The 12574-nt window shown below is 46.5% G+C and carries 10 protein-coding genes and 2 pseudogenes; 8 read left to right on the top strand and 4 right to left on the bottom strand.

What is annotated here, in order from left to right:
• Positions 1-53 precede the first annotated feature (53 nt).
• Together creC and R7E78_RS03000 are read right to left on the bottom strand one after the other, a co-directional pair.
• Positions 54-1496: a two-component system sensor histidine kinase CreC gene (creC, locus tag R7E78_RS03005; protein WP_318057629.1), complete on the bottom strand. Its 1443-nt coding sequence runs from the start codon at positions 1494-1496 to the stop codon at positions 54-56.
• On the bottom strand, positions 1496-2206 hold the full coding sequence (locus tag R7E78_RS03000; protein WP_158173245.1) for a response regulator: 711 nt from the start codon (positions 2204-2206) through the stop codon (positions 1496-1498). Before R7E78_RS03000 ends, creC begins: the two co-directional genes overlap by 1 nt.
• A 259-nt stretch (positions 2207-2465) precedes the next feature.
• On the opposite strand from R7E78_RS03000, the pseudogene R7E78_RS02995 reads away from it, so the two are divergent.
• Positions 2466-2978 (top strand): annotated as a pseudogene (locus R7E78_RS02995) (DUF2799 domain-containing protein).
• 34 nt (positions 2979-3012) lie between these two features.
• Here the strand turns inward: R7E78_RS02995 and R7E78_RS02990 are convergent.
• Together R7E78_RS02990 and R7E78_RS02985 are read right to left on the bottom strand one after the other, a co-directional pair.
• A pseudogene (locus tag R7E78_RS02990) lies at positions 3013-3472 on the bottom strand (GNAT family N-acetyltransferase).
• 24 nt (positions 3473-3496) lie between these two features.
• The gene (locus R7E78_RS02985; protein ID WP_158173246.1) at positions 3497-3967 is read right to left on the bottom strand and encodes a GNAT family N-acetyltransferase; all 471 of its coding nucleotides are present in this window, start codon (positions 3965-3967) and stop codon (positions 3497-3499) included.
• A gap of 132 nt (positions 3968-4099) precedes the next feature.
• Here R7E78_RS02985 and R7E78_RS02980 point away from each other — a divergent pair, with 132 nt between their 5' ends.
• The 7 genes from R7E78_RS02980 to R7E78_RS02950 all read left to right on the top strand — a co-directional run bounded on the left by R7E78_RS02980 (position 4100) and on the right by R7E78_RS02950 (position 12566).
• Positions 4100-5290 (top strand): MFS transporter, encoded by a 1191-nt coding sequence (locus tag R7E78_RS02980; RefSeq protein ID WP_318057626.1) that lies wholly within the window; start codon positions 4100-4102, stop codon positions 5288-5290.
• The gene (gene yidZ, locus R7E78_RS02975; protein WP_005374957.1) at positions 5265-6233 is read left to right on the top strand and encodes an HTH-type transcriptional regulator YidZ; all 969 of its coding nucleotides are present in this window, start codon (positions 5265-5267) and stop codon (positions 6231-6233) included. The genes R7E78_RS02980 and yidZ overlap by 26 nt, the downstream gene beginning before the upstream one ends.
• A 141-nt stretch (positions 6234-6374) precedes the next feature.
• The gene (locus tag R7E78_RS02970) at positions 6375-7244 is read left to right on the top strand and encodes a DMT family transporter (protein ID WP_047102389.1); all 870 of its coding nucleotides are present in this window, start codon (positions 6375-6377) and stop codon (positions 7242-7244) included.
• Between the two features lie 388 nt (positions 7245-7632).
• Positions 7633-9807: an FUSC family protein gene (locus tag R7E78_RS02965; RefSeq protein ID WP_170893951.1), complete on the top strand. Its 2175-nt coding sequence runs from the start codon at positions 7633-7635 to the stop codon at positions 9805-9807.
• Between the two features lie 10 nt (positions 9808-9817).
• On the top strand, positions 9818-11461 hold the full coding sequence (locus R7E78_RS02960; protein WP_149192488.1) for a TolC family protein: 1644 nt from the start codon (positions 9818-9820) through the stop codon (positions 11459-11461).
• Complete coding sequence (locus R7E78_RS02955) at positions 11461-11664, top strand: DUF1656 domain-containing protein (protein ID WP_005374946.1); 204 nt, start codon at positions 11461-11463, stop codon at positions 11662-11664. The genes R7E78_RS02960 and R7E78_RS02955 overlap by 1 nt, the downstream gene beginning before the upstream one ends.
• Before the next feature lie 11 nt (positions 11665-11675).
• A complete protein-coding gene (locus tag R7E78_RS02950; protein WP_025768613.1) occupies positions 11676-12566 on the top strand; it encodes an HlyD family secretion protein in 891 nt (296 codons plus the stop codon).
• Positions 12567-12574 lie beyond the last annotated feature (8 nt).

Below are 12574 nucleotides of genomic sequence, written 5' to 3'. Positions count from 1 at the left end.
GGGAGTAATCTAAATCAGCAATTTGGAGAACGAATGGAGCTAATGTGGAGTTTCTATGGAGTTGGTAAAATCAGGGTCACTTTCACGCCAGCATCGACGTTTTCGACTTGCAACTGACCTTTGTGCAGCTTGATCACTTGCTCAACAAAATTAAGCCCGAGCCCAGTGCTCTTAACACCATTTTCCCGAGCGAGGGAGTAGAAGCGCTCGGTTAAACGAGGCATTGCATAGTCGGGAATGTGAGGACCTGAATTGAAAATCGACAGGCACACCTTTTCTTTCGTGACCTCAGTTTTCCATTCAATGCATCCCTCTGAATGAACAAAATCCAGCGCATTGTCCATCAGGTTAAAAACGGCTTGTTTCAGTAAGAAGGCATCACCAAGTACGGAGAGATGGTCATCAATTTGGATTTTGGCAGTGACCGACTTAGCACTCAAACGCGCATCCGCCGACTCAACCACTTCATTGACCATTTGTTCTAGCGAGATAGCTTCGACTTGCTCTAGCTCAGGGCGCTTTTCAAGACGAGCAAGTTCTAGCAACTTATCAATCAATGACTGCATACGATCGCTTTCTCGCTCGATGTTACCAGCAAAGCGCGCGACCTTTTCTTCAGGCAACGGCATTTGCAATATTTCACTCGCGCCTTTAATCGCTGATAACGGGCTTTTCAGCTCATGAGTCAGCGTCTGTACATACTCTTCCACATACTGCTTACCATCGAGCTGATTGCGCATTTTCTCTAATGCATCACTTAGCGTGCCGTACTCATAAAAGATACGAAATGTCGGCTTAGAGACCTTTTCACCCTCACCCATTTTAGTCGCGTAGTCTTCTAGCTTGTTCAGTGCCGAGTGAATTCGCCAAGCAAACAATGCCCCTGCCAGGCGCACTAAACCACTCATCCACACCATCCAAAACAGCACATTGCGTTTAGAAATGTCGATGAAGGGTTGTACTGAGCGATTGGATTTTGCCACCGTCACGCTGCCAATGATTTCACCTTTGTGGTAAATGGGCGCAGCAACATGCATAACGGTTGAGAGTGGATCTTTCGGGTCTTCGATGGTACTGCGCGCGCCGTATTGACCACGCAACGTGAGATACACATCGTTCCATTGCGAGTAGTCTTTGCCTACGTCTTGCTGCCAAGAATCCGCAATCACAATGCCTTGTTTATCGGTAATGTAAATTCGATGGTTAATCGCTTTTTTAACGATTTCCCAAATGCGCGCTTGAGGCTCTCGCTGTCCATAAGCCGTTAATAGTTTGGAGAAGCGACTCTCAGACAACTTGTCATTCGCGACGTCTTCTTCCGCCAATACCGCGAGTAAGTTCGCCATATCCACTAGCGTCTCTTCGGTAGTTTGGCGCACGGTTGGCTTAAGTTCTTGGACAACCGTTTTGCTCACCATGTAAGCCGTCATCCCGACTAAGATGAAGTAGAGAAAAAACAGTCTGAGTCCAAGCGGGATCTTCGGCCAGCGATTCATCATTCACCTTTAATGCAGTAAAAGTAACCAAAGCCACGTTTGGTACAGATGCGTTCAGACATCTCAAACGGCTTCAACTTATTGCGAATGGCTTTGATATGGGTATCGATATTACGCTCATATGCAGCCTCTGGCGCCATGTCTGCCGCGATCATAAGTTGCTCTCGACTCAATACATTGGAAGAGACAGAAATCAGTTTATCGAGGATCTTGAACTCCACCGCGGTCAGCCCAAGCATTTGCCCGCCAACACCGTAGTCGAAGTTCTGCGCAACTAAATCATGGTTCAAATGAGGTTGTTCTGGAACAGCTACAGGCTCTGGTTTGTCCTCCATCATTGGCGCTTTAGCTTTGATTCGAAGTTTAATGCGAGCCAACACTTCGCGCGGGCTAAATGGCTTAGTCACGTAATCATCCGCGCCAATTTCCAAACCGACTACGCGGTCAATTTCATCGCTTCTTGCGGTGAGAAAGATTATGGGAATATCAGAAAACTCACGGATGGTTTTGCATAATTCAAAGCCATTGCCATCCGGTAAGCCTACGTCTAAGACAAGTAACGCTGCGGAGTTGTGCTGCAAAAAAGCTAAGCCCTCTCCTGCTGTTGCAAACCACTCTGCGTGGTAGCCATCCATCTCTAATACATGAATCAGGTTCTCTGCGATAGCAGATTCATCCTCGATAATAAGGACGGTGGGTTGTTCGCTCAATGTCTTAGCCTCATTGACGGTGTTTATCTTTATGTTGGTATTATCACTTAATTTGGGGCCAAGGCTAGTGGATTGATGCAGCAAAGGCGCAGTTCGTGGATAATACTAATCAAACACACTTCTATTCAGCATAATAAATTTATCACTTAGATTAATGAGTCACCACAATTGTGAATACAATGATTTCAACCATTGATATGAACAGTGTTCATTTTAAACTCAAGTTATCAATTCGATTTTATTTAAAGGACAGTCACTGATGAAAAGAGCGCTAATCCCCCTGGCTTTACTGACTTTGCTCTCAGGTTGCGCCAGCATGTCTCCGGATGAGTGCAAAACGGCGAACTGGTACAACGTAGGTTATCAAGATGGCCGAGACGGCAACGATCCAAACATTATCAATAGCTATACCGAAGACTGTGGTGAAGCGGGTGTGACACCCGACCGAGCGAAATGGAAAGAAGGCTTTGATAAAGGCACTATCCAATATTGCTAACCAGACAATGGGTACACTGTCGGTATCGAAGGCAAAGAATATTACGGTGTATGCAGCAGCAAAGAGTTTATTGAGAACTACCAGTTAGGTCATCAAGAATATCAACGCCAGCAACGCATCCAACAAATCGATACTGAAATCTCGGTCATCGATAATCAGCTTGATGGCAATCCAGACAAAGATAATGCCAAGAGACTGAAAGAGAAGAGAAAGCGATTGGCTGACGAGCGTTCAAGCCTCTTGTCGCCAACCATCAACTTGAATCTGAATTTCTAAATCGATTGGATTTAGCTTCTAAAAATTCATGGCCCTAACTCAGTTCTAGGGTCATGAATTGACTGTTCGGATCGAGTTCGTAATCCCCGAACGGCTCGCAGTACACAAAGCCATGCTTTTCATACAACAGGCGCGCTGGTTTAAAAAACTCCATCGAGCCCGTTTCTAAACTCAAGCGCTGCAAACCTTTTTGCTTCGCTTGCTCAATCACATGAATCAATAATTGAGATGCCACACCTTGGTTTCTTGCCGTAGGCGTGGTGCGCATGGATTTCAGCTCCGCGTGTTGGTCATCCAACTCTTTAATCGCCGCACACCCAAGCAGTTGCTCACCTTTCCATCCGGTCCAAAACGTCACTTCTGGCGCTTTGAGCTTATCTAAATCTAACGCATGCACGCTTTCTGCGTGGTGACGTGGCGTACATGTCCTGTAAATGTCCTTCCAACAGCGCTATCACTTGCGACCGTTCTAAATTGTCGATTTCAATCCTCATCTTTCCATCCTTGGTTTTTCCTAGCTAAAGCGGCTGTCTCATAATGTGTTGCGGTCCAACGGGGCCGCCGTGGTAAAGCTCATTGGTATCTTCAAACCCTGCTTTTAAATAGCACTGATAAGCGGGTATGTTGCGGCAATTAACAGTGAGATAAAGCGCATCAAACTCGGGATAATGGCGTTTGGCGAAATCGGCAAACTGTTGAATGGCTTGCTTGGCGATGCCTTTGCCTTGATGACGGTGATCCACCAGCAAAGCACGTACGCCTAAACTGTTTTTCGGGCAAAAATCGTATTTCTCGCTGTAAGCAGCATCAAATAGAAAAAAGCCAACCACGTCATCGTCTGCCAAAATCAGATGCGGAAGCTCTGTGGGTTCAAGACGTGTAAGCATTTCACCCACATCCGCGACCGTAAACTGCGATTGCTCTTCTAGAACGCTAAGTTCGCAAGTTTGTTCATGTCGCTCAGGCGAATACTTTTCAATAGTAATCATAATCTTCCTTGTTGTTTTTATGCTCAATTCATACAGGGTATGTCGTAAATAGAAATACCTAGTGTCGTATTTCCCACTCGCAGGCAAACGTTTAGCACTCTATTATCCTCGCCATTCGATAGAGAGGTTTCCATGTCCCGTTTTTTACTTTGCAGTTTTGCACTCGTCTTACTCTACCCTACTGCCATTGATTTGTATCTTGTTCGTTTGCCTCAAATTGCGTCAGATCTCAACGCCAGTGAATCTCAGTTGCATATTGCGTTTTCGATCTATTTAGCTGGCATGGCTACGACGATGTTATTCGCGGGGAAAATTGCAGACTCTGTGGGACGAAAGCCTGTTGCCGTCGGCGGCGCGATGATCTTCGTGCTCGCGTCTTTTCTCGGCGGAATGGCTGAGCAACCAAACGCTTTCTTGATTGCTCGCTTTTGCCAAGGCATCGGTGCTGGATCTTGCTATGTCGTCGCGTTCGCGATTTTACGCGACACGTTAGACGATGAACGCCGCGCGAAAGTATTGTCGATGCTCAATGGCATCACCTGTATCATTCCAGTGATCGCACCCGTGATTGGTCACTTGATTATGCTGAAATTTCCTTGGCCGAGTTTGTTTACCACGATGGCAGGAATGGGCATTCTCGTCAGTGTATTGGCCATTTTTGTTCTCAAGGAATCACTACCCAGCCAACAAGGTGAAGAACAGACAACGCCAGAGAGCCATCAAGAGACTTTCTTCGAGCGATTTTTTATCAGTAGGCTGATCATTACTGCACTGGGAGTGACCACCATCCTGACCTTTGTTAACGCTTCACCAATTGTTGTGATGAGTATGCTTGGTTTTGATCGCGGTGGCTATTCTTCCATCATGGCGGAGACTGCGACGATCAGTATGTTGATTTCGTTCTCGGCGCCATTGGCATTGGGGATTTTCAAGCAGCGAACCTTAATGATGAGCTCTCAAGTATTGCTCGTTTGTTCAGCCATCGTGCTCAGTGCAGCCCATTTCCATGATGGACAACCTTTTTACTATGTGTTCGGACTTGGGCTGATTTGCGCAGGCTTCGCTTGTGGCTTTGGCGTGGCCATGAGCCAAGCGCTCAGCCCATTCTCTCAACAAGCTGGCGTGGCTAGCTCGTTACTGGGCATTGCTCAAGTTTGTAGTTCAGCGTTCTATATTTGGTTTATGGGTTTCATCGGCGTTAGTGCACTGAATATGTTGGTGTTTATCTTATTGTTAGGTAGCGTAATCAGCCTTGCTCTAATACTATTGATTCCAAAGCCTGTTCACGATACCCATTATGAAGAAATCCCTAGCGCGACTTGATTTAAACTTACTGTTCACTCTGCAATTATTGCTGCAAGAGCAAAGCGTCTCGAAAGCCTCGAAAAAGCTGAACGTTACGCCCTCTACCGTAAGTAAGTCGCTCAACAAACTTCGTCATTGGTTCGATGATCCTTTGTTTGTCAAAACACCTAAAGGTCTTGCGCCAACGCCTTTGGCACAAAGCATGGAGCAAGATCTTGCAGAATGGCTGCAAATTGGCAGCCAGATTGCAGAAAAACGCAGCGATATTACGCCTAAAGGAGTGCGTTTTGATATCACGATTGAGTCGCCATTAGTGCTCACAGTGCTGGACAGACTCATCGTCGCTATCCACCAGCGATACCCTGAAGCGAAAGTAAAAACCAGTAACTGGGATTACGATTCACTCGACGCCATCATTCGAGGAGAGGCGGATATCGGTTTTACCGGCCGAGAGAGTCACCCGAGATCGAAAGAGTCGTTGGATCTTCTGCCTTATTTCTTGGATTTTGAGATTCTATTTTATGACCTGCCGATGGTGTATTTACATAAAGATCATCCGGCATTACAGCAAGAGTGGAATCTCGAGACCTTTCTGAGCTACCAACACATCAATATTGTTTGGGAAAAAAGTGAAACTTGGGCGTTGGATGAAGTATTAACGGAACTAGGGCTACAGCGCTCTATCGGGCTGACGATGTCCAACTTTGAGCAATCTCTTTTTATGGCAGCGCAGCCGACGCATGACATGATCACCACCGCGCCGCACTATTGCAAAAGTTACACAGAAAAGCTGCATCTCGATTTGGTGTGCTTGCCAATTCCATTAGACCAAGCTCAACAAGACAAGTTACTGATTCCATTTACCATGATTTGGCATAAACGCAATGCGTACAATCCCAAATTGCTATGGTTGAAAAACACCATTAAGTCATTGTACAAACAACCTTCCCAACCACAGTAAGACTCAGGCTAAGGTCAGGTTTTCTCTGGTTATTTTTAATGACTTTCTTGCTCTGATAGCTATAACTAATCACTTTATCAACTAATAAAAATGTTCTTTTGGATCTACACTAGCTGTTCATTTACACGCTAAGGATCAAGGATGTCGACCTTTTTACTCACTGCCATTGCAATGCTGGCGTTCGCTGCCAATTCATTATTGTGTCGAATTGCCTTGGCAGAAGGGTTAATTGATGCAGGAAGCTTCACGCTCGTTCGATTGATATCTGGCGCGATTACCTTAATCGCAATGCTTGTCGTGAGAGGCCAGTGGAAAACCGATCGGCCAACTTCTCGCTTTCGCTTTTTTGCTGGCGTGGCGTTATTTGGTTACGCTGCCCTTTTCTCTTTCGCGTACTTACAACTGGCGACAGGAACCGGTGCTTTGCTTTTGTTTGGTGCCGTGCAACTGACGTTACTGGCAATCTATTGGTGGCAAGGTGAGCGCTTTCAGTTTCTCGAAATCATCGGTATCGGCCTTTCGATTGTTGGCTTTGTTTGGTTAATGTTGCCATCTGCCACTCGCCCCGATATCAGTTCTGCACTTCTCATGTTGATTTCTGGCGTTTGCTGGGCTGCGTTTACTGCGCTCGGCAAACAAGCGCCTTCTCCAAGTAGTGGCATCACGTGGGGATTCATCGCTGCATCTATAATTGGCATACTCCTATCACCATTGATGCTGTCCTCAATCCACCTTTCTTTGAGCGGAGTGTTGCTCGCTATCGCATCTGGTGCCATTGCCTCTGGCCTTGGTTATACGCTTTGGTACCAAGTCGTACTTAAGCTCTCTTTGCTTCAAGCCGCCGCCAGCCAACTTTCCGTGCCAGCCATTGCTTTGCTACTCGGCAGCATCGTACTCCACGAGCCTCTTTCACTGCATATTCTTTTAACCAGCGGCATCATTCTTGGTGGGATCGCTTTGGTTTTTTTATCTCGATCCAAAAAAACAAACGAACAATCGGCAAGCCGATAAAAAGTAATAACTTTCCCTCTCAAGTACCCATTCATCATCTATGCTTTTTAAAGCATTAAAGCTCATTGCAGATGGTACAAGTGGTCTGCTTTGGTACCAGGCGAAGAATATAAGGTGAGAATTGGCTCACACAATGCAGCGATTTTGTTTCAAAAGTGAGAATCATCACAGATCGCGAATTTGCTCGTTTTAGGCGTTTCACCAATAACGCCAAGGGCTAGCACGAGATCAAGCCAAATACGCACTTTTTGTTTTGACAAAGGGTTTACAAAGCACACTTTTTCACCCGCTATATTCCGCCCCCCGAATTTATTCAGAACAAGATTCTGATTATTCATATAAGAAATTCATCAACTTATAACGATAAGCCTGAGCAAACTTTGACACTATGAACGACAAAATAAAATTCGCTATTAAAGTATCGCTTAGCCTAACTCTGGCTTATCTGATCCCGTTTGCCATGGGTTGGCCGCAAGCATCGACGGCCGCAACCACAGTGATGCTGATTGCATCCACAGGCAGTCGTCGTGAATCCCTCGCCAAAGGTACCTTACGCGTGTTAGGTACATTGGTTGGTGCCGTGGTTGGCTTGTTACTGGTGGGGTTGTTTGCTCAAGATCGCTTGCTGTACATGCTGAGCGTGTCGGTTGTGGTCTCTTTCATTTTTTACTTCCGTAATGCCTATCAAAAAGATCCTACGCTACTCATGCTGACCGGTGTGATGACACTGATGATGTCCAATGGCGGTGACGCAGAAGGTGCGTTTCTTTATGGCGTTGACCGCGCCTATATGACGGTGTTTGGGGTGGTGGTTTACACACTCGTGGGGACTTTCTTATTCCCGACCAAAACAGAACAAAACCTAAGACAGCTCATCGAACAACTCAACCAAGCACAACGCGCGTTGTTCACCGCTATCTTGCAAAATTTCGAGCAAAAATCGGCAGGGCAAATCTCTCCTCAAGAAGGCGGAGAAGAAAATCCAGAAGCTGAAGAGCCACAACCTAGCGTGGACACTCTCATCGAACAGATGTTTGCCGCCCAAAATGCGCTCGAACAGCGCTTTGCTACGGTCAGTGTGGAATGCAGTGACGTGTCGGCCTACATGAAAGAGTGGCGCTTGGCGGTTCATTTGAACAAGCAGGTAACGCAACAATTGACCGTTGCGGCGCACAGCCACTTTAGCCACCAGCAAGACCGTGAAAGCATCAGCAACTTTGATCAAGCCGTTGCGGAAATTGACGCGCTATTTGATACCTGCCAACAAGTCTGGGACGAAAAAGAGCCCGCTTTTCGTGCTCAGGAATTCAAAGTCAAATACAACCAAGCGTTGCTAGAAGACGCAGCTCACCTAGAGAAAGGCTCTGCGCTTACGCTTGGTCACCTGTTGGAACTGATGCATCAAAACTTGTCGCGTTTAGCGGAGAGCATTAGCTGTATTGACTCTGTGACGAACAATGTCTCCTTTGACGTGCCACTGCCGAAACCGAAAGGCAAGTTTCTATGGTGGGACGCAGAAAACTTTAAAACTGCGGTCAAAACCTTTGTTACCTATTGGGTTGCAGGACTGATTTGGATTTATTTCAATCCACCAGGCGGCTACTCGTTCGTGGTCTTCTCGACCATGTTTATGTCTTTGCTGTCGTTCGTGCCTGTGCACCCAATTTTGTTGCTTGTGCTGTTCACTTTCGGCTTCTTGTTCGCGGTACCTTCTTACGTCTTCATTCTTCCGCAATTGGATCTCGGGTTAGAACTTGGCCTGTTCATCTTTATCTACACCTTTATCGGCTTTTATCTGTTTAACGGGCCAGTGACGATTTTCTATATGATTGGCTTGTTTGTTCTTGGTTTAGACAACAACATGTTTTATCACTTCGGGATCCTCATGACGATCATGCTGTTGTTCTACATGGTGGTGTTCATGATTATTTTCGCGCACTACTTCCCGTTTAGCTCACGACCAGAACACCTCTTTTTGACCATAAAAGAACGCTACTTCCGACATACCCGAGAGCTGTTCACTACCTATCAACAGCAGTCTAGCTCGGTTATTACGCCGCTCAAACGGGCCTTACACTTGGTGACGCTCAATGTCTCATCGAAAAAGCTCAAAGTCTGGGGTTCGAAAATCAACCACAAACACTTTGATAAAACCACGCCAGAAGCGATTGGCGCGTTTAGCAAAGCGTGTGATGTACTCAGTAATCACATCAACATCTTAATGGCCGCCGAGAAAAAGTTGATGACCAATCCACTAATTACTCAGCTTCGCCAACAGCACCGCGATTCCATCATTCCTTTGATGGCGGGCGCTTTAGCCAGCCATCAAGCAACACAAGAACTCGACTCCGTATTCGACCAATACAGTCAAGATTACCAAACATTCGAAGATAAACTGGAAGATTTTTTTAGTGAGCTGGATTTATCTGACTACGCTTATTCAGAGATAGCCGGTTTTTATATCTTGCTGAATTTAAAACGGAACGTGTTCGAAGCAATCAAGCATTGCAAGCAAACCTACGAGGATATCGATTGGGTGAACTTACAACAGAAGCGTTTTTAAAGGTGGGGATATGATGCTTCCAAAACTAACCAAACCAAGCCTCGCCATACTTTCTTTGCTCGGACTCAGTGCGTGTACCACGGTAGGACCAGATTATGTTCATCCAAAGCAGGCGCCACTGCCAAGTGACTGGTCGGTGCAAAAAGCAGCCAAAGATACGCAGCAATCAGAGCAACAGCTACAACAATGGTGGCAGCAATTTAATGACTCGACTCTTAATCAGCTGGTTGAGTTGGCGAGCAAACAAAACCTCGATTTAGAAGCCGCAGGGCTACGAATTGTCCAAGCACGTTCATTGCTTGGTATTTCGACTGGCTTGCAATACCCACAAGTTCAAACCGTGTCAGGAAACCTAGCGCGTGCCTACGTAAATGATCAGGGCGTGAATAACGCCACTTTGTCGTTTGATGCTGCTTGGGAAATGGATGTTTGGGGCAAGTATGCTCGCGGTATTGAGTCGGCAGAAGCGGGTTACTACGCATCCATCGCATCGTATCACGACATCATGGTCACCATAACCGCCGAAGTGGCGCGCAATTACATCAACTATCGCACATTCCAAGAACGTATTTTGCTGTCTCGCCGCAACATAGAGATTCAAGAGCGTGTCGTACGTATTACTCAGGTGCAGTTCGACTCTGGCAACGTTACAGAATTGGACGTTCAACAAGCTAAAAACCAACTCTACACCACCAAAGCAGCGTTACCGAGCCTCGAAGTGGCAATGAAGCAATCACGTACTGTGTTGGCTTTGCTACTGGGTCTGTTACCAGAAGAAGTAGATCGACTGCTACAGTCGGATGGGATGCACAAGCAAATCGCTGAGTACGAAGCCCAGTTCAAATCGACGGGCAGAAAATCGGCGCTATCGGGTACCGACGAGCGTTCCATTGTGCCACGTCCACCGCTTTTGGATACGCAAGTGAATGCTAACTTAGTGATGCGACGTCCGGATTTGCAAGTCTCTGAGATGCAAGCTCGCGCGCAAAGTGCGCAGATTGGCGTGGCAGAAACCGCTCTGTACCCAAGCTTTTCGTTGTTCGGTTCCATCGGTATCGACAGTACGGTTCCCGATGGTAGCAGTTTCAGTTTTAGCGATTCGCTCACCATGGTGGTTGGCCCAACGTTCAGTTGGAATATTTTTCAATACGGACGCGTGAAAAATAATATTCGTTTCGAAGATGCTCGCTTCCAAGAAACGCTGACGAACTACAACAAAAAGGTACTGCAAGCCGTTAATGAAGTCACCAATGCAATCGAAGCGTATGACCTGTATTTGCAGCAAAAAGATTTACGCTTGCAATCGGTCAACTCTTCCATTCGTGCGTTCAACATATCCATGACACAGTACGAAAACGGACAAATTTCATTCGAACGTCTGCTTAACTCGGTAGAAAAAATGACCCGCGCAGAAGACAGCTACGCAACGATCAAAGGTAATGTTGCGAACCAAGTTGTCGCGCTCTACAAAGCCCTCGGTGGAGGCTGGCAAACCCAAACAGGCAAACCCTTCCTCAGTGAATCTATTGCCAAGCAAATGACAGAACGAACTGACTGGGATGGTTATTTAAATGAAGAAAACCGCGTATTGCCGCCTTTGCGACTCGAAACTCCGGCTGAGACCAGTGATGAAAACAAAACGGAGGATCGGTAATGCCTCATGAACTCTCTTGGGGAGACGTTTACTTTTCTCCTACGCTACTCGTGCTCTTTCTCGCCGTCACGGCCACGTGGATAACGGTGATGATATTGAACAAGACACGTTTGTCTCGCTTCATCGCTTTTCCGTCTCTGACGTTTATTGCCATCATGGTCGGTTATGTGGTGGCCATCGACAGCTTTTACATTCAATTTTAGGTGCCAAACAAGTGAAAAAACTATTCGTAATCGCACTCAATCTTGTCATTCTTGGTGGCGCAGCTTGGCTCGGCTATCAAAAATTTGAAGAGTATTTTAATAACCCTTGGACACGCGACGGCCAAGTGCGCGCGAACGTCATCAAAGTAGCTCCTCGTGTATCAGGCCCAATTGTAAATGTCGCGGTGCAAGACAACCAAGAAGTGAAAACAGGCGATTTACTGTTTGAAATCGATCCTGCGACTTACGAAGTTGCTTTGTCTCAAGCCGAAGTAGCACTGGAGCGCTCCATTGTTAGCTCTCGCGGTAAAAAAATCGAATACGACCGCCTTAAAGATATTCGCGCGAAAGACCGCGGCGCGGTTTCTCACAAGGATCTGATTCGTCGTGAAATCGCTTACGAAGAATCGCTACTGCAAATCAAATCTGCAGAAGAGCAACTAAAATCAGCACGCCTTAATCTCAGCTTTACCAAAGTTTATGCGACCGTCGATGGTTTTGTATCTAACCTCGATATTAGAAACGGTACGCAAGCGGTCGCAAACCAACCACTGCTCGCACTGATCGACAAAAACAGCTTTTGGGTATTTGGTTTCTTCCGTGAAAACCAACTTGCGCAAATCGAACCTGGCAGCCAAGCGCGTGTCACTTTGATGTCTCACCCAGACACGCCAATTGACGCGACGGTTGACTCGATTGGTTGGGGTATTGCGCCCAAAGACGGCACGGTCGGCTACAACCTTCTTCCAAACGTAAACCCTGTTTTTCAGTGGATTCGCTTAGCACAACGTATTCCGGTGCGAATCTCCCTACAAGAACTTCCTGAAGATGTTGATCTTCGATTCGGGCTTTCTGCGTCCATCATGGTGATGAAAGAGTCATCCGCAGAAAGTGAACAATAACTAAGTGA

The organism is Vibrio sp. YT-19(2023) (genome assembly GCF_033337395.1).
The sequence above is the reverse complement of the archived record's forward strand: the minus strand, read 5'-3'. Positions and strand labels throughout refer to the sequence as shown.

Coding starts and splice junctions, on each gene's coding strand:
- R7E78_RS02965 (WP_170893951.1), top strand. CDS start 7,633: ATGAACGACAAAATAAAATTCGCTATTAAAGTATCGCTTAGCCTAACT.
- R7E78_RS02970 (WP_047102389.1), top strand. CDS start 6,375: ATGTCGACCTTTTTACTCACTGCCATTGCAATGCTGGCGTTCGCTGCC.
- creC (WP_318057629.1), bottom strand. CDS start 1,496: ATGAATCGCTGGCCGAAGATCCCGCTTGGACTCAGACTGTTTTTTCTC.
- R7E78_RS02980 (WP_318057626.1), top strand. CDS start 4,100: ATGTCCCGTTTTTTACTTTGCAGTTTTGCACTCGTCTTACTCTACCCT.
- R7E78_RS02985 (WP_158173246.1), bottom strand. CDS start 3,967: ATGATTACTATTGAAAAGTATTCGCCTGAGCGACATGAACAAACTTGC.
- R7E78_RS02960 (WP_149192488.1), top strand. CDS start 9,818: ATGATGCTTCCAAAACTAACCAAACCAAGCCTCGCCATACTTTCTTTG.
- yidZ (WP_005374957.1), top strand. CDS start 5,265: ATGAAGAAATCCCTAGCGCGACTTGATTTAAACTTACTGTTCACTCTG.
- R7E78_RS02955 (WP_005374946.1), top strand. CDS start 11,461: ATGCCTCATGAACTCTCTTGGGGAGACGTTTACTTTTCTCCTACGCTA.